General features: G+C 63.7%; 19 protein-coding genes and 1 pseudogene. 12 read left to right on the top strand and 8 right to left on the bottom strand.

Annotated features, from left to right (window positions below):
* The gene (locus X739_RS141630; protein WP_023773964.1) at nt 1-432 is read left to right on the top strand and encodes a heme-binding protein; all 432 of its coding nucleotides are present in this window, start codon (nt 1-3) and stop codon (nt 430-432) included.
* Nucleotides 433-441: 9 nt separating this feature from the next.
* Here the strand turns inward: X739_RS141630 and X739_RS141635 are convergent, their stop codons facing one another.
* From X739_RS141635 to X739_RS141645, 3 genes are all read right to left on the bottom strand, one after another.
* Nucleotides 442-843 carry a hypothetical protein gene (locus tag X739_RS141635; protein ID WP_023773963.1) on the bottom strand — a complete coding sequence of 134 codons (402 nt, stop codon included), beginning with the start codon at nt 841-843 and terminating at the stop codon, nt 442-444.
* 252 nt (nt 844-1,095) lie between these two features.
* Nucleotides 1,096-1,278, bottom strand: a complete 183-nt coding sequence (rpmF, locus tag X739_RS141640) for a 50S ribosomal protein L32 (protein ID WP_008834724.1) — start codon at nt 1,276-1,278, stop codon at nt 1,096-1,098.
* A gap of 141 nt (nt 1,279-1,419) precedes the next feature.
* Nucleotides 1,420-2,181, bottom strand: coding sequence for a transglycosylase domain-containing protein (locus X739_RS141645; RefSeq protein ID WP_031252307.1), 762 nt, complete (start codon nt 2,179-2,181; stop codon nt 1,420-1,422).
* A gap of 232 nt (nt 2,182-2,413) precedes the next feature.
* Between X739_RS141645 and X739_RS141650 the strand changes: the two genes are divergently transcribed.
* Both X739_RS141650 and X739_RS141655 read left to right on the top strand, forming a co-directional pair.
* Nucleotides 2,414-3,331, top strand: coding sequence for a polyprenyl synthetase family protein (locus tag X739_RS141650; RefSeq protein ID WP_023773960.1), 918 nt, complete (start codon nt 2,414-2,416; stop codon nt 3,329-3,331).
* Between the two features lie 112 nt (nt 3,332-3,443).
* On the top strand, nt 3,444-5,792 hold the full coding sequence (locus tag X739_RS141655; RefSeq protein WP_023795680.1) for a response regulator: 2,349 nt from the start codon (nt 3,444-3,446) through the stop codon (nt 5,790-5,792).
* A gap of 13 nt (nt 5,793-5,805) precedes the next feature.
* On the opposite strand, the gene X739_RS141660 is transcribed toward X739_RS141655, so the two are convergent.
* The 4 genes from X739_RS141660 to X739_RS141675 form a co-directional block, all read right to left on the bottom strand.
* A complete protein-coding gene (locus X739_RS141660; protein ID WP_245273938.1) occupies nt 5,806-6,714 on the bottom strand; it encodes a Stf0 family sulfotransferase in 909 nt (302 codons plus the stop codon).
* Nucleotides 6,683-7,537, bottom strand: a complete 855-nt coding sequence (locus X739_RS141665; protein WP_023795679.1) for a lytic transglycosylase domain-containing protein — start codon at nt 7,535-7,537, stop codon at nt 6,683-6,685. The genes X739_RS141660 and X739_RS141665 overlap by 32 nt, the downstream gene beginning before the upstream one ends.
* Before the next feature lie 5 nt (nt 7,538-7,542).
* The gene (gene ispG / locus X739_RS141670; RefSeq protein WP_023795678.1) at nt 7,543-8,793 is read right to left on the bottom strand and encodes a flavodoxin-dependent (E)-4-hydroxy-3-methylbut-2-enyl-diphosphate synthase; all 1,251 of its coding nucleotides are present in this window, start codon (nt 8,791-8,793) and stop codon (nt 7,543-7,545) included.
* A gap of 330 nt (nt 8,794-9,123) precedes the next feature.
* Complete coding sequence (locus tag X739_RS141675; protein ID WP_015315338.1) at nt 9,124-9,303, bottom strand: YdcH family protein; 180 nt, start codon at nt 9,301-9,303, stop codon at nt 9,124-9,126.
* A gap of 238 nt (nt 9,304-9,541) precedes the next feature.
* On the opposite strand from X739_RS141675, the gene X739_RS141680 reads away from it, so the two are divergent.
* Nucleotides 9,542-9,745 (top strand): YdcH family protein, encoded by a 204-nt coding sequence (locus X739_RS141680; protein WP_015315337.1) that lies wholly within the window; start codon nt 9,542-9,544, stop codon nt 9,743-9,745.
* Between the two features lie 33 nt (nt 9,746-9,778).
* On the opposite strand, the gene X739_RS141685 is transcribed toward X739_RS141680, so the two are convergent.
* Nucleotides 9,779-10,567 (bottom strand): IclR family transcriptional regulator, encoded by a 789-nt coding sequence (locus X739_RS141685; protein WP_023773955.1) that lies wholly within the window; start codon nt 10,565-10,567, stop codon nt 9,779-9,781.
* Between the two features lie 170 nt (nt 10,568-10,737).
* Between X739_RS141685 and X739_RS141690 the strand changes: the two genes are divergently transcribed.
* The 8 genes and pseudogenes from X739_RS141690 to X739_RS141730 all read left to right on the top strand — a co-directional run.
* Nucleotides 10,738-11,568, top strand: coding sequence for a transporter substrate-binding domain-containing protein (locus tag X739_RS141690; protein WP_198019231.1), 831 nt, complete (start codon nt 10,738-10,740; stop codon nt 11,566-11,568).
* Nucleotides 11,569-11,641: 73 nt separating this feature from the next.
* The gene (locus X739_RS141695) at nt 11,642-12,307 is read left to right on the top strand and encodes an amino acid ABC transporter permease (protein ID WP_015315334.1); all 666 of its coding nucleotides are present in this window, start codon (nt 11,642-11,644) and stop codon (nt 12,305-12,307) included.
* A gap of 1 nt (nt 12,308) precedes the next feature.
* Nucleotides 12,309-12,959, top strand: a complete 651-nt coding sequence (locus X739_RS141700; RefSeq protein ID WP_023773953.1) for an amino acid ABC transporter permease — start codon at nt 12,309-12,311, stop codon at nt 12,957-12,959.
* Nucleotides 12,960-12,964: 5 nt separating this feature from the next.
* Nucleotides 12,965-13,759, top strand: coding sequence for an amino acid ABC transporter ATP-binding protein (locus X739_RS141705; protein WP_023795677.1), 795 nt, complete (start codon nt 12,965-12,967; stop codon nt 13,757-13,759).
* A 37-nt stretch (nt 13,760-13,796) separates the two neighbouring features.
* Nucleotides 13,797-14,258, top strand: a complete 462-nt coding sequence (locus X739_RS141710; RefSeq protein ID WP_023773951.1) for a RidA family protein — start codon at nt 13,797-13,799, stop codon at nt 14,256-14,258.
* 25 nt (nt 14,259-14,283) lie between these two features.
* Complete coding sequence (locus X739_RS141715; RefSeq protein WP_031252306.1) at nt 14,284-15,489, top strand: aminotransferase class V-fold PLP-dependent enzyme; 1,206 nt, start codon at nt 14,284-14,286, stop codon at nt 15,487-15,489.
* Nucleotides 15,490-15,902: 413 nt separating this feature from the next.
* Nucleotides 15,903-16,442 (top strand): sigma-70 family RNA polymerase sigma factor, encoded by a 540-nt coding sequence (locus X739_RS141725; RefSeq protein ID WP_023795674.1) that lies wholly within the window; start codon nt 15,903-15,905, stop codon nt 16,440-16,442.
* Nucleotides 16,439-16,743: pseudogene (locus tag X739_RS141730) on the top strand (anti-sigma factor); the annotation flags it as partial. The gene X739_RS141725 and the pseudogene X739_RS141730, both read left to right, overlap by 4 nt.

The following is a 16,743-nucleotide window of genomic DNA, read 5'->3' as shown; positions in this document are numbered from 1 at the left end:
ATGACCGCGCTGTCGCTCGAAAAAGCCGTCGAGATCATAAATGCCGCCTTCGCCAGGGGCGCCGATCTCAACCTCAAGCCGCTCGGCGTCTCGGTGCTCGACGCTGGCGGGCACCTGGTCGCCTTCCAGCGCCAGGACGGAGCCTCGTTCCTGCGCCCGCAAATGTCGGCCGGCAAGGCTTATGGCGCGCTGGCGATCGGCATGGGCTCGCGCAAGGTCGAGGCCTTCGCCAAGGAGCGCCCGCATCTGGTTGCCGGCATTTCCGACGTTTCGGGGGGACGCGTGCTGCCGGTCGTCGGCGGCGTGCTGATCCGCGACAAGGCAGGGAGTGTCGTCGGCGCTGTAGGCATTTCCGGCGACACGTCGGACAATGACGAGGCGGCCGCGATTGCCGGCATCGAAGCCGCCGGCTTCACCGCCGATCCGGGCTGAGGCTCCGGTCTAATTCAAATTGATGTCGCGGCTGGCCGACCGCATCGACACCGCGAACCCGGCCAGCACGTCGAACAGCGCGATGATCATCAGCGTGAAGAAGATGGAGTGCGCGGCACCCTTCACCAGCAGGAACTCGACCAGGAAGGCAACGAAGACAAGCGTCGACAACAGATGGTCCATGATCGAGGCGGTGGTTGTGCGCGCCGACTTCACCATTTCAAGGAAGAGAAAAATCAGCCCGATCAGCACGATCAGGTCGCCGAGCGTCATCGAGAACACCCCGCCCGACATCATGCGGAACGAGAACATCTCGCTCGCCCACGGATCGTCGCCGCCGCCGAATATACCGAGCAGGCCGAGATTGTAGAGCACGAAAGGCACGATCAAAAGCGGGACGGCACCGAACATCTGGCGTCTCCATATGGGGGCACCTTCTGTAGAATGCCCCACAGGCACGGCGTCAAGATTTTTCGTGCACGGCCGCAAACACGGTCGAATACCGGATGCAATAACCATGTCAGCCGGTTGCCCGGCCGACATGAAAAACGAGAGACGAAAACTCAGCGCTTGAAGTAGCCGGCGCGCACGGCGAGGCCAAACGCAAAAGACCGGCCAAACGCCGGTCTTTTGTACATAGTCTAGCCTTCGGAAAAGCTGGTCTCAGCTTTCCTTGGGCGTCAGCACCTGGCGACCGCGATACATGCCGGTCTTCAGGTCGATGTGGTGCGGGCGGCGCATTTCGCCGGAGTTCTTGTCCTCGACATAGGTCGGGGCCTTGAGGGCGTCGGCCGAGCGGCGCATGCCGCGCTTGGACGGAGAGGTTTTGCGTTTCGGAACGGCCATGGATGTGCTCCACTACATGGTCAAAAGCCCCGCCCGCCCTCGTGAAAGGGCCATGTCGGGGCCTAAATCTGAGAAAGTCGGGTGCCTATACACGCCTGACACCGTTTTGGCCAGCACCGCGGTGAATCTTTTTTATACCGGCTAGTCTAGGCAGCCGACATAGGCGCCGGAGCGGCCGGCGCGCCGCTCGATCAGATTGGCGAGCCTTCTCAAACCCGGCCCTGGTTTTGCGGGATTGCGGGCGATCGGATTGGGCAGCGTGACGGCGAGAAGGGCCGCCTGCCGTCTGGACAGCTGCTTTGCCGAAATGCCGAAATGGTGCTGCGCCGCCGCCTCGATGCCGTAGATGCCGGGTCCCCACTCGGCGATGTTGAGGTAGATCTCCATAATGCGCCGCTTCGACATCACCGCGTCGAAATAGACGGCCAGCGGCAGTTCGATGACCTTGCGCACAAAGCCCAGCGGCCGCGACCACAGGAAGAGGTTCTTCACCGTCTGCATGGTGATGGTCGAGGCACCACGCGTCGCCTCGCCGGCCAGCGCATCGTCGACGACCCCCCTGAGTTCGCCGAGGTCGACGCCGCGGTGAAAGCAGAACTGCCCGTCCTCCGACATGATGACGGAATGGGCGAGCACAGGCGCGACGTCATCGATCGACACCCAGCGCCGGTCGTAGCCGGAGAATGTCGCAAGGTCCTTCAGCATCAGCGTCGACACAGGATGCACGAAGAACGGTAGGTAGAGAAAGGTCAGCACCACCGGGATAAGCGCCAGCACGGCGGCCACGACGATGCCGCGCCGGACCCAGCGCCTGAGACTGCGGCGGCTCACGCCTCGCGATCTCGTCGCCATGTCCAGCTTTTCGGTCTCATGATCGACGATCGGTTCCGCCAAGCCGCCCAACCCATGCCAGAGAACTCGTTTTGAAACTGGCTCCTGTCAGTCATGTGACGGTCATGTGACGCTGTTTTCGAGAACCGGAGCGGAGCGTACATTCGAGTACGTGAACACCGGAAGCGCGGAAACACCTTCAGATGACCGCAGGAGATGAGTTTCCAAACGGGCTCTTACTGCCCCGGCATAATGGCGCTTGCCTTCTTGCGCAACGTCTGAGTGTCGGCTACCGGTCCCGGCCATGACGAATGACGACGAAATGGCGTTCGAAATGGCGCTCATTAGGCGCGCGGCCGCCGTCGAGGTGATGCTGCGCCGCTTGCTCGACGACCGACCGCTTTCGGGCGAGATCGCGCGGCCCGATCGTCTGATGGCGGCGATGCGCCATGGCGTGTTGAACGGCGGCAAGCGCCTGCGCCCCTTCCTGGTCATGGAAAGTGCCGCCCTGTTTTCCGCCGATGGCGAAGCGGCGTTGCGTGTCGCGGCGGCGCTCGAATGCGTGCATTGCTATTCGCTGATCCACGATGACCTGCCGGCCATGGACGATGATGACCTGCGCCGCGGCCAGCCGACCGTGCACAAGGCCTTTGACGAAGCCACTGCCATCCTGGCCGGCGACGCCTTATTGACTCTGGCCTTCGACATCATCGCCGGCGAAGCGACGACGCTGCCGGCGGGGCGCCGCGCGGCCCTGGTGCTGGCGCTCGCCCGCGCCGCCGGGGCCGGTGGCATGGTCGGCGGCCAGAAACTGGACCTCGAAGCCGAACAGGTGCGACCGGACGAGGCCGGCATCATAACGTTGCAGGCGATGAAGACCGGCGCACTGATCCGCTTCGCCTGCGAGGCGGGTGCGATCCTGGCCGGCGCACAGCCGGATGACCTGGAAAGGCTTGCCGAGTTCGGTTCGGCGATCGGCCTAGCCTTCCAACTGGCCGACGACTTGCTGGATCTGACGGCCGACGCCAAGCAGATGGGCAAGGCGACCGGCAAGGATGCCGCCGCGGGCAAGGGTACGCTGGTGGCCTTGCACGGCGCGGATTGGGCACGCAAGCAGCTCGACGGCCTCGTCGGCCAGGCGCACGCGCTGCTCGAACCCTATGGCGAAAATGCCGCCCTGCTAAAGGCCGCGGCGATCTTCGTCGCAACCCGTAACAGCTGACGGCAGGCTCATATGGGTTGCGCGGTGCACCTGCGGTTGTGCCAACGAAATCTTAATGTAACTGAAGCGTAATCCCGATCCTTAGAATGATGCGTATGTGTTGGGGTTGCGCATGCCGGAATATTCTTCCTTCATCCGGTCCGTCCGGATACGTTATCTTTCAGGATTGTTGGTTTTCGCGCTGGCTTCAGCCGCCATCATGGTTTCGCTCAATCGCGTCAATTCCTTGCGCCATGAAATCGATGCGCTGAGCAGCAATCTCGTCATTTTTACCCGCGATCTGCGCAACGCCACCAGCTTCGCCGAGACAACCAGTTCCGCCTGGCGGATCGAGACGCGCGATGCGCTGACGGCTTCGGCGCGAGACCATTCCGAGCGGCTGACCGGCGAGATCGAGACGTTGACCGCCCAGCTCGCCGCGATCCGCCCGCGCCTGTCGGCCAAGACCGTCAGCGAGCTCGCAGCCGCTTCGGTCAATGGCGACCTGTTCTGGTCGCCGCGAGACATGGTCCGCAACTTCAACCTGATGTCGGTGGCGCAAAAGACCGATGAATGGAGCCCTCGCGAGATCCGCAACCAGAACGACCTGTTCGTTCAGCCCATGCTGGTGCGTGTCCGCACCGCGATGGACGACGAACGCCATCAGGCGGATGCCTCTAGCGACCGGCTGCTTTTGTGGGCCAGCGGCCTGTTGTTTGCCGTCCTGGGCATCGTCGCTTTCTGGATCTTCCGGCCGATGGAACAGGCAATCCGTCGCGCCTTCGCCCAGTCTGCCGAATCCTTGTTCAAGGCAGAGGCCGCCGATCGTGCCAAGTCGGAATTCCTGGCCAATATGAGCCACGAGATCCGCACACCGATGAACGGCGTGCTCGGCATGGCCGAATTGCTGGCCAAGACCGAGCTCAACCCGCGCCAGAAGACGTTCACCGACGTTATCGTCAAGTCGGGCAACGCGCTGCTCACCATCATCAACGACATCCTCGACTTCTCGAAGATCAATGCCGGGCAGTTGACGCTCGACCCAGCCCCCTTCCGCCTCTCGGAAGCGGTGGAGGATGTGGCGACGCTTGTCTCGGCGCGTGTCGCCGAGAAGAACCTGGAACTTATCGTGCGCGTCGACCCCAGGCTGCCGGCCTATGTGGTCGGCGACGCCGGCCGCTTCCGGCAAATCGTCACCAACCTGGTCGGCAATGCGGTGAAATTCACCGAGAAGGGCCATGTGCTGATCGATGTCGGCGGCGAAACCGTCAACGACGTCGTCCAGCTCAAGCTGCGCGTCGAGGACACCGGCATCGGCATCCCGGCCGAGAAATTGCAGAACGTGTTCGAGAAGTTCGCCCAGGTCGATGGCTCGTCGACCCGCCGTCACGAAGGCACCGGCCTTGGGCTCGCCATCGCCGCCCGTCTCGTCGACCTGATGGCCGGCAAGATCGGCGTCGAGAGCGAGATCGGCCGCGGCTCCGTCTTCTGGTTCGCCGTGCCGCTGCCGGTCCACCGCGCCGAGGCGCGCGACGCCATCGTGCCGGTCGACGTCACCGGTGCGCGTGTGCTGGTCATCGATGACAATCCGGTCAACCGCGAGATCCTGCTCGAACAGCTCAGAAGCTGGAGCTTCGACTGCGCCGCCGCCGAAAGCGGCGCGGTTGGTCTCGCCTTCCTCGATCGCGCCTGCCAGCTCGGCGCCAGCGTCGACTGCATCATCCTCGATTATCAGATGCCCGGCATGAACGGCGCCGATGTCGCCCGGGCCATCGCCGCCGACAGCCGGCTGTCCACCATCCCGGTCGTTATCCTGACCTCGGTCGACCAGGTCGATTTCGGCAAGATGATCATCGACTTCGGCATATCGGCGCATCTGACCAAGCCGGCGCGCTCGGCGGTCCTGCTCGGCACCGTCATCTCGGTCATCCAGAAGGCGCGTTCGCAGNGTTCGCAGGTCGGCAAGGCGCACTTCATTCGCGAACCGATCCAACCGGTGCCTCAGCCGGCGCCGCCGGCCTTCACGGTTATCCGCGGCCCCGCCATGCCGATCGCGGCAATGCCGGAATCGAATGCCGCGCCGAACATCCCGATCGACATCCTCATCGCCGAGGACAATGACGTGAACCAGATGGTGTTCGGCCAGATCCTCAATGGGCTGGGCTTGAGCTACCGCATCGCCGGCAATGGCCGCACGGCGGTCGAGATGTACCGGTCGCTGCATCCGAGGCTGGTTCTGATGGACGTCTCGATGCCGGAAATGAACGGCTACGAGGCGACACGCGCCATCCGGGCGATCGAGGCATCGTCGGGTGGCCACATCCCCATCATCGGCGTCACCGCGCATGCGCTGAAGGGCGACCGCGACAAGTGCATCGAGGCCGGCATGGACGACTATCTGCCCAAGCCCGTTTCGCCCGATCGACTCGGCGCCAAGATCGGCACCTGGCTCAGCGAGACGGTGGTGGCCAAGACGGCCTGAACTCCGTCCGGCGTCAGACGGTTGCGTCCAGATGGTAGCGGCCCATCCAGTCGAGGCTTGTCGCGTCGGCGAGCTTCGCGACAGCCGGTTTCACATCGCCGGCGTTCGGCGGCTGTAGGCCCAAGGCCTGACAGATGGAAATCAGCGTTGCCGCCGGGCTGCTTGAAAGCCACTCGTAGCCAATCCGCAGCGGCGTTATGTCTTGCTCGGCGAACCATGTGTTCCACGCTGCGTCATATGCTTCGAGCTTGGCGACTTCATCCCTGATACGCTGGAAGTCGTACCGTGGTTCTCCTGGCGATCCGACCCTTTCGATCTCCGTTCCATCGGAAGCGACGTGCCAAAGGCCGGTCTGCTCCGCCTTGACCAGGGAGACAGCCTGCGCAAGCTTGTTCTCACGCGACAGATGCACATAGAGAACGCGACCGAAAGCCCTTTCGAAACGCGCCTTGTCCGACGCAAGCCCCGGAAAGATCCGGTCGAGGATCGCTGAAAGCTCGTCCAGGTTTTCTCGCATCAGGCGCAGACCGAAGATTTCCGTACCACCCTTGCCGGCATCGATCGCCGCATTGAGATACGCAAGCTGGAATTCAGGCTCGCCCATCAGGTCGCGAGGGGGCAGGTTCCATTCTTCGGCCCACTCCGACACATCCTGCCGCCGATAGAATGAGTGTGGATCGCCGGTCGTTCTGGTGGCCGCCAGCAGTTTGCACAGCAAGGTACTGCCGGTTCTAGGCGTGCCGCAGATAATGTACGCGTCGAACATCGCTGTCCCTGTAGCTGTCGAAGGCGGGCCAGCCCACCGGCCCGGCGCCGCTATCGCTGAAATCGTTGCTGGATACGATGGCGCATTCAAGCGGCGTGAGCCCGTGCAGCCCAACCCTCCTAGGCTACCGGTTGCGCACCACCACGCAGGCGCCACCGATGCTTTGCAGTTTCTGGCAGATGACATTGGCGGCGGCGCGGTCGTCGATGCCGATGCGGACCGCGTAGATGCCGCGCCGGCCGATCGGCGTACGCACTCGGCTGACCACCGGATCATGCCCGGCAAGCAGAGCCGGAAAACGGCCTCGCACCCTGAGCCATTGGCTGATCGCGGCGCTGCGGCGGAAATTGCCCGCCACCTGGATGCCCCATGGCTTGATATTGATCGAGGCCATCGCCACGGTTCTGGACATGATCACCGGCAGCTTGCGGCAGGCGACCGCGAAATCCAGCTTGGCATCGAGTGGCTCGACTTTGCCGGCATAGGCCCGGTCGGTGAACTTGTCGACCGGCTCGCCCATCACGTCGAAGACATAGCTTTCCGTCTCCATCGGCAGGAAGCCACCAGAATTCAGCCAGCGCGACACCCGGCTCTCGCCGGCATTGTAGGCAGCGGCCGCCAGACCGAGATTGCCAAAGCCGGCCTTCATTTCCGCGAGATATCTAGCCGACGCCGGAATCGCCTGGTTGATGTCGAAGGAATTTTCCAGCCCCCGCATCTTGGCGGTGCCCGGCATGAACTGGGCGATGCCTTCGGCGCCGACAGGGCTCACCGCGTTGGGGTCGAACCGGCTTTCCTTCCAGATCAGGCGGGCGAAGAAATCCCGGGGCAGGCCGTTCTGGTCGGCATGCGCCTGGATCAGGTTACAGACCTTGTCGATCAGCCGCTGCTTGGCCGATTGCGGTGGATCCGCCTGGGCAAGCGTCGACCAGGCCATACCACACAGGACAATCAGCGCCACCCAGGGGAAACGCCGCATCTGGCCTACTCTGCCGCGGCCTTGCCGCGACCAAACCGTTGCTCGATATAGTCAGCGACCATTTTCTCGAAATCCGCCGCGATCGACGGCCCGCGCAGCGTCGCCGCCTTCTTGCCGTCGACGAAGACCGGCGCGGTCGGCGTTTCTCCGGTGCCGGGCAGCGAAATGCCGATATCGGCATGCTTGGATTCACCGGGACCGTTGACGATGCAGCCCATCACCGCGACCTTGAGGTTCTCGACGCCCGGGTATTTCTCCCGCCACACCGGCATGTTCTTGCGCAGGTCCGCCTGGATGTTCTGCGCCAGTTCCTGGAACACGGTGGAGGTGGTGCGGCCGCAGCCGGGGCAGGCCGCGACGATCGGCACGAACTGCCGGAATCCCATGGTCTGCAGCAGTTCCTGCGACACCTGCACCTCGCGGGTGCGATCACCATTCGGCTCCGGCGTAAGTGAGATGCGGATGGTGTCGCCGATGCCTTGTTGCAAGAGGATGCCCATGGCCGCGGAGGACGCGACGATGCCTTTGGAGCCCATGCCGGCCTCGGTGAGGCCGAGATGCAGCGCGTGGTTGGAACGGGTGGCAAGCTCGGTATAGACGGCGATCAGGTCCTGCACGCCGCTGACCTTGGCCGACAGGATGATCTTTTCGGGGCCAAGGCCGATCTCTTCGGCCATCTCGGCCGACAGGATCGCCGACTGCACGATCGTCTCGCGCGTCACTTCCTGCGCCGTCAGCGGGAAACCCTTGTCCTGGTTGTCGTCCATCAGCCGGGTGAGAAGCTCCTGGTCGAGCGAACCCCAGTTGACGCCGATACGCACCGGCTTGTCGTGCTTGATCGCCATTTCGACGATATCGGTGAACTGCCGGTCCTTCTTGTCCTTGAAGCCTACATTGCCCGGATTGATGCGGTATTTGGCCAGCGCCTCGGCGCAAGCCGGATGATCGGCGAGCAACTTGTGGCCGATATAGTGGAAGTCGCCGACCAGCGGCACGTTGATGCCAAGCCGCAGCAAGCGCTCGTGAATGCGCGGCACGGCGGCCGCGCTCTCGTCGCGGTCGACGGTGATGCGCACGATCTCGGAGCCGGCGCGGTGCAGCGCCGCGATCTGCGCGACTGTCTGGTCGATATCGGCAGTGTCGGTGTTGGTCATCGACTGAACGACCACCGGCGCGCCGCCGCCGACGACCACGCCGCCGACATCGACGCCGACCGAGGTGCGGCGGGGGAAGGGAGAAGAAAAATATCCGGTCATGCCGGCAGCCTTTGTCTCTGAGCGCTATGCGTCTCTCTTGAAGCGCATGCGTCCACCTGGACGCACAAGCCGGGCCGATGCGCTGAAGTCCGGCATGAGGTGGAGGAGCAAGGATGGCTTGTCAATGGCGACAGGTCGCCACTGGCAGCAATTGGTCACGGCCGGGACCTGAACAGCACACGACCTGGCGGCGGCCAGGTCGGCAAAATAGGTCCGAAGGATATTAGTTTCCGCTTATGGTGCAGCGCTGAAAATCGCAATCACTGCACCGGCGGCTGGCGCCGCCGGTAAGGAAGACCGCCAGTGGTGAGCGGCTATGTCAGGTGAGGATCAATGCGTGGTTGGTTGCGCCCTCAGTTTCTCAATCGCATCCTTGAGTGCCAGCTTGCGTCGCTTGAGATTCCCGATTTCGAGGTCGTCAACCGACGGGTGGTTCATCGCGTCATCGATTTCGCGTTCGATGTCGCCGTGTTTCCGCTGCAACTCATCAAGATGGGATGCAAGAGACATGATTGGTTCTCCCTTTCATGGTTTCCTCGATTGCAGCCGCCTAGGCACGTCCACCGCAGGTCGTATCTGTGACGGCACAATGACAGTGTGCCACCATCGAGCGGCGATGTCGAATGCTGCGTGGTAGCATTCCACGACAACGTGAAATGTGATATGGGCTGCGCGCCGGTGGCAGAAATTGCCGCCCCCGCCCAACCAGGCCCAGTTTTGGGCGCCGCAGACGTGCAGACGGTAGAGAATGTCCGATCAGGAACAGGCCGATACTCGCCTCGAATTTTCCCGGCTGAAGCAGGAACACGCCGATTTCGATGCCGCGATCAACGCGATGATCGCCATGAATTGCGACCCGCTGCAGATCCAGCGCATGAAAAAGAAGAAGCTGTTCCTCAAGGACCGGCTGATGAAGCTGGAAGACAGGATCATTCCAGACATCATCGCCTGAGACGCGAGCGCCCGCGCCGCCGGCGCTTTCCGCCTATGCGCCGATCGAGAGCCCAGCGGCGCGGCCGCGCAGCAGGCCGATGAGATCGGCGGTGCGCTCCTCCGACGTATCGATCGGAACCACCAGGCACATCGTCGCCTCGACCTTGCCTGGCGCTGAAAAAACCGGCACGGCGAGGCATTTCGTATAGGCGTCGACCAGGCCCGAGGTGACGCAGTAGCCGGTTACCCCTGCCTTTGCGATGTCGGCGATGAAATCGTCGAGCCGCAGCTTGCGCCCGTCAGGCAGCACGAGATCGTCATCAGACACCATGGCTTCGACCGCGGCTCTATCCTGCCCCGCAAGCAATAGCCGGCCAGACGCGGTCCAGGGCAGCGGTATCTGCAAGCCAGTGGCCGAACTGATGCGGAACGGCCTGCTACCAGGGCTGGAATGGACGATCGTATAGCGGCCGCTCTGCAGCATGCACAATTCCGAGGTCTCGCCCGTCTCGCGCGACAGATGATCGACCTCCTGGCGCCCGCGCCGCAACAAATCGTTGCCGCGCACATAGTCCATTCCGTAGAGGTAGAGCTTCTTGCCGAAATAGACGCGATTGCCATCACCGGCCATTTCCAGGAGGCCGGCATCGACCAGCGACCGCACCAGCGTGTAGGTGGTCGAACGCGGCGCATTGACGCCCTTGGCGAGATCACCAATGCCGATCGCACGCTGCGTAGTGTGAAGGAACTCCAGGATCTCCAGGACCCGGTTGAGGCCCTTTTCACGAGAGCCCGGTACCTTCTCGTCGGCCGAAGCAGCCAAAACACTCCCATCTTGCATTGTCGATTCCCGGTGCTAGTATCTGTCTTGTACAGGATACATGTGTCTCTTGTAATAGACAACCTGTGATAATCATTGCCGCGTGTATGGCCTGTGCATAGGGGAACACAACACGAAAGGAGGTCGCCGTGAACGACACATCCGGAAGACGTGATTTTCTGAAATTGGGAATGGCGGGACTTGCCACGGCCGGCGTCCTGACAGCCGTCGATGCGCGGAAGGCCGCCGCACAGGCCGCATCCGACAGCCTGTTGCGCACCGTGCTCGACAGAGGCAAGCTGATTGTCGGGACCGGCAGCACCAACGCACCCTGGCATTTCGAGAACGATGCCGGCGAACTGGTCGGCATGGACATCACCATGGGCCGCATTCTCGCCAAGGGCCTTTTCGACGACCCGACCAAGGTCGAGTTCGTCATGCAGGATCCGGCCCAGCGCATTCCCAACGTGACCACCAACAAGGTCGACATTACTATTCAGTTCATGACCATGACGGCGCAGCGCTCGCAGTTGATCAATTTCTCCCGGCCCTACTATGTCGAAGGCGTTGCCTTGCTGACCCTGCCGACCGCCGAGAACAAGACCTTCGACAAGCTGCTGGCCGGTGGTTCGGCGACACGCATTTCCATCCTGCAGAATGTCGACGCCGAAAGCTCGGTCCACTACGCTCTGCCGCAGGCCCAGGTGTTGCAGATCGACACCCAGGCGAACGTGCTGCAGGCGCTGGAATCCAAGCGCGCCGACGCCGCCGCGGTCGACTTGTCCACCGTGCGCTGGCTCGCCTCGCGCAATCCCGACAAGTATTTCGATGCCGGCAAGAGCTGGTATTCGATGCTTTACGGCGCCGCACTGCGGCAAGGCGATTTGGACTGGCTGACCTTCGTCAACCAGACTTTCACCATCGCCATGTTCGGTCATGAATCGGCGCTCTATGACGCCGCCTTCAAGGACTATTTCGGCCAGGAGCCGCCGGCGCGTCACCCGGGCTTCCCGGTCATCTGATCCCGGATTGCGGAAGGGTGGCGTTGTCGCCCTTCCGCAATCGACTCGAGGTCCTTCACACCGAGGCGGATGCATGGGCTATGCCCTTAACTTCAACCTGATCTGGCGGCACTTCGACAAGCTCTGGGGCGGCCTGCTGCTCAGCCTCGAGCTTGCCGTGATCTCGATCGCCATCGGCGTCGTCATCGGGCTGGTGCTGGCGGTCTGGTACGTCTCGGCCGGACGCGTGGTGCGGGCGGTGATCGCCGCTTATGTCGAATTCATCCGCAATGTGCCGCTGATCCTGCTGGTCTATCTCGTCTTCTACGGCCTGCCGACCGTGGTCGACCTAGCCTACAGCGCACCAACCTCGTTTGTATTGACCCTGTCGGTCTATAGCGGCGCCTATCTGGTCGAGGTGTTTCGCTCCGGGCTCGAGGCTGTCCCGCGCGGCCAGCTCGACGCCGGCAAGGCGATCGGCCTGACGCCGTGGCAAAGGCTGTTGCACGTGCGTCTGCCGACCATGCTGCGCATCACGCTGCCGGCGCTCTCCAACACTTTCATCTCGCTGTTCAAGGACACCTCGATCGCCTCGGTCATCTCGGTGCCCGAACTCACCTTCGGCGCCCAGTGGATCAACTTCAACACATTCCGCATCGTCGAGGTCTACCTGGTCACGACCGCGATGTATCTGGTAACCGGCTATGCGCTGCTTTTCGGGCTGCGGCTCGTCGAGCGCCGATTCAGGGCGGCGCGCTGACATGCTGAGCCAGATCCTCTACGCACTGCCCTTCCTTGCCGAAGGCTTCGCCGTGACCTTGTGGGTGTCGCTGCTGGTCGTGGTGCTGTCCCTCATCGCCGGCGTCCTGCTGGGCGTCGGCCTGGTCTATGGTCCCGCTCCTTTGCGGTGGGCGGTGCGCATCTTCTCGGACACCATTCGCGGTATTCCGATCCTGGTGCTGATGTTCTTCGTCTATTACGGCCTGCCCGCGATCGGGCTGCATCTGCCGTCGTTCTGGGCCGCGGTGTCCGCGCTCACCCTGTTCAAGACGGCGCAGGTCATCGAATACCTCAGGGGCGCGGTCGGCTCGATCCCGAAGGGACAGTCCGAAGCCGCGATGGCGATCGGGTTGACCTTTCGCCAGAGGCTCACCTACGTCATCTTTCCGCAGGCGTTCAGGCGCTTCCTGCCGCCCTGGATCAATGGCGTCACCGACGCGGTCAAGGGCAGCGCGCTGGTGTCGCTGCTCGGCATCACCGATTTGATGCAGGCCATCAACCAGGTCATCGGCCGCACCTACGAAGCGATGCCGCTCTATATACTGGGCGCGCTCCTCTATTTCGCGGTCAACTACGCACTCTCGCTCGCCAGCCGGCGGCTTGAGCGGCGTTTCTCCTTCATCCGGGAATAGCAACGATGTCCGAAGCCCCAAACGCCAGTCCCGCGCTGCTCGACGTGCGCGATGTCTCCAAGGCCTTCGGCGCCGTCGAGGTGTTGCGCTCCGTCAGCCTTCAGGTGAAGCGCGGCGAGGTGGTGACGGTCATCGGCCCTTCCGGCAGCGGCAAGACCACGCTGCTGCGCTGCGTCAACTTCCTGGAGAGCTACGACAGCGGCTCGATCCGCATCGACGGCAAGGAGGTCGGTTTTCGCAAGGCCGGAACGCGCCAGCGCCGCAGCGAGCGCGATCTTGCCGCCATGCGCGCCGAGACCGGCATGGTGTTCCAGAGCTTCAACCTCTTCCCTCACCTGACGGCGGCCGGCAACATCATGCTGGGTCTGACCAAGGTGCGCGGAAAAAGGGATGCCGAGGCGCGATCGATCGCCGAGCACTGGCTCGGGCGCGTCGGCCTTGGCCACAAGGCTGACAGCCTGCCGGCCGAACTCTCCGGCGGCCAGCAGCAGCGCGTCGGCATAGCCCGCGCCGTGGCCATGGAGCCGAAGATCCTGCTGCTCGACGAGATCACCTCCGCGCTCGATCCCGAACTCGTCGGCGAGGTGCTGGCAGTGGTGCGGAGCCTCGCCGAGGACGGCATGACCATGCTGATGGTGACCCACGAAATGGCCTTTGCCCGCGACGCTTCGAGCCGCATCGTCTTCATGGCCGATGGCGGCGTCAGCGCCGTCGGGCCGCCGAAGGAGATCCTCGCGGCGGAGACCAGCAACGAGCGCCTCCGCACTTTCCTGGCGCGCTTCCGCGCCTCGCATTTCTAAACTCAGGCGGCCAAAGCCGCCCAAGGAGCCTTCATCCATGACGCCTTATATCAGGCTCGCCGAACTCGGCCTGACGCTGCCCGAGCCGCCGACGCCCATCGCCAACTTCGTCACCCATGCCGAGAGCGGGCGGCTGATCTTCCTCTCCGGCCAGGGGCCGCTGCGCGCCGACGGCACGCTCTGCACCGGCAAGGTGGGCGAGGACGTGACGGTCGAGCAGGCCTATCAGCATGCACGGCTGACCGGGCTCAACCTGCTTGCCGTCATGCATGCCGCCGCCGGCGATCTCGGCCGTATCGTGCGCGTCGTCAAGCTGCTCGGCTTCGTCAACGCGACGCCGACCTTCAGCGACCACCCGAAAGTGGTCAATGGCTGCTCGGACCTATTCGCCGATGTCTTCGACAAGATCGGCGGCCATGCCCGCTCGGCGATCGGCGCCGGCTCGCTGCCTGGAAACATCACCGTCGAAATCGAAGCGGTCGTCGAGATCGCCGCCTGACCTGCCACCCACGGGATTAGCTCACATGAAAACCTCTTCCGATACCGGCTCCAACACCACCATCCGCGAGCGGCTGGGCTTGCGGCCGATCATCAACGTCTCCGGCACCATGACCGCGCTCGGCGCCTCCATTATCGTCCCGGAAGCGATCTCCGCCATGGCCGAAATGGCCTCGCAATGGGTGGAAATGGACGATCTGCAGCGCGCCGCGAGCACGGTCGTCGCACGCCTCACCGGCGGCGAGGCCGGCTTCATCACCGCCTGCTGCGCCAGCGGCATCACCATGGCGATCGCCGGTGCGATGACCGGAACCAACCTGCTCGCCATCGAGCGCCTGCCCGACGACACCGGCGATCTCAAATCGGAGGTCGTCATCCAGCTCGGCCACATCGTCAATTACGGCGCCCCGATCGACCAGTCGGTCCGCGTCGCCGGCGCCAGGGTGGTGCCAGCCGGCACAGTCAGCGTGACCCAGGACTATCATGTACGCGAGGCGATCAACGAGCGTACGGCCGCAGGCCTCTATGTCGTCGCCCACCACACCGTGCAATACGGCATGCTGTCGCTGGAGGAATTTTGCGAGATCTGCCACGCCAAGGGCGTGCCGGTGATCGTCGACGCCGCGTCCGAGTATGATCTGCGCGGTTTTCTGGCGCGCGGCGCCGATATCGTCATCTACAGCGGCCATAAATTCCTGAGCGGGCCGACCAGCGGCATCGTCACCGGCCGCAAGGACCTGGTGCGGGCCGCCTATCTGCAGAACCGCGGCGTCGCGCGCGCCATGAAGGTCGGCAAGGAAAGCATCGCCGGCACCATGGCGGCACTCGAAGCCTGGGAGAAGCGCGATCATGCCGGCATCCGCCGGCGCGAGGAGGCAGCACTCAATCTGTGGAAGGACGCGCTGCAGGGATTGCCCGGCATCGCCGCCATCATCATTCCCGACCCCACCGCCAATCCGCTCGACCGCCTGCAAATCTTCATATCGCCCGAAAGCCGCTTCACCGCCGCCGGTCTTGCCTCTGTCCTTGCCGCCGGCTCGCCGCCGATCATCGTGCGCAACCACGAGGTCGAGCGCGGCCATTTCTTCCTAGACCCCTGCAACCTTCACCCCGGCGAGGCGGAGATCGTCGCCGAACGGCTGCGCGCCGTGCTGACCGCAGAGGAGCGCCCGGCCGACGCGATGAAGGTCGCTCGCAAGGATTCGTCAGGCGTCTTGCGCTGGCCGGATTGATCGTTGAACCGGCCATGCCGAAGGCACCCGGCTGATCACGCGACTGTGAACAACCGGATTTGCCGACGCGGGAATAAATCGTCTCTTCAACAAGTCTCCTCGACATACGCCACGGCTGGCGTCGAGGAGACTGGCATGCCCCATCATCGCGAGCACAGCGGACACGGCTGCGACATCAGCTGCCGTCATGCGCTGCCGTCATGCGCTGCCGAGCATGATCGTCATCAGTCCCTCGTCTATGGCGCCCTTCTTTTTCATTGCGCTTGACACTGGTGACGCGGATGAATTCACTTTCAGCAAGGCAGACGACTTTGCGCGTTTCCGGGGGCTTTGCTCCTGCAAGCCAGGCGAAATCGCTGTCGCATCTTGAGGCGGCACGGTCTGTCCGCTCCGGAGGGGATAATGGTGCTGCTTTGAGCGACAGGGCCCTGGCGGAGCGTTTCAGCGACGTAGTGCTGCCGCATCTCGGCGATGCGCTGGCGCTTGCCCGCTGGCTGACCGGCAATGCCGCCGACGCCCAGGATGTCGTTCAGGACGCCTGCATCAAGGCTCATGCCGGCATATCAGGCTACGCTGGCGGCAATGCCCGCGCCTGGCTGCTGACCATCGTGCGCAACACCTCCTACACCTGGATGGCGCGCAATCGGCCGCGCGCCATGATGGCCGTCGGCGACCTCGGCGATCTCGACGACATGGCGGCGGCCCATGGCACCAGCCTACCGGACGAGGACGGTCCGGAAGCGAGCCTGATCGCCAGGGCCGACACGGCGGCACTGGAGGCCGCGATCGCCGCCCTGCCGCAGCCGTTTCGCGAAACGCTGGTGCTGCGCGACATTAACGGCCTCAGCTATCGCGAGATAGCGGCCATGCTCGACGTGCCGATGGGTACGGTGATGTCCAGGCTGGCCCGCGCCCGCGGCCTGCTGGCATCCGAACTGGGGAGAGCGCCATGACCAGCCATGACGACGGACTGCCCAATGATCCCGAAGGTATCAGACTGATGATCCACGCCCTTGTTGATGGCGAGCTTGATGCGGCGGCGGCCCTTGCCGTGGAGCGTCGCATCGCCGTCGATCCCCGGCTTGCCGCCGAGCATGCGCGCATCCTTGCCTTGCGAGGCGCGGTCAGCCGCTTGCCGCGCCTCGACGTGAGCGACGCCTTTCGGGCCCGCATCGCCGCGATCGGCGTGGCGGATACCGAACGGCAGGATCACGCAGAGGTGGCGCAGCCGCAGCGCGGCACGCCGCCGGCGCT

The organism is Mesorhizobium sp. LNHC209A00, from assembly GCF_000502915.1.
In the GTDB taxonomy this organism is placed as follows: Bacteria; Pseudomonadota; Alphaproteobacteria; order Rhizobiales; family Rhizobiaceae; genus Mesorhizobium.
Note: the sequence above shows the minus strand (reverse complement) of the source record. Positions and strands in the feature narration are given on the sequence as shown.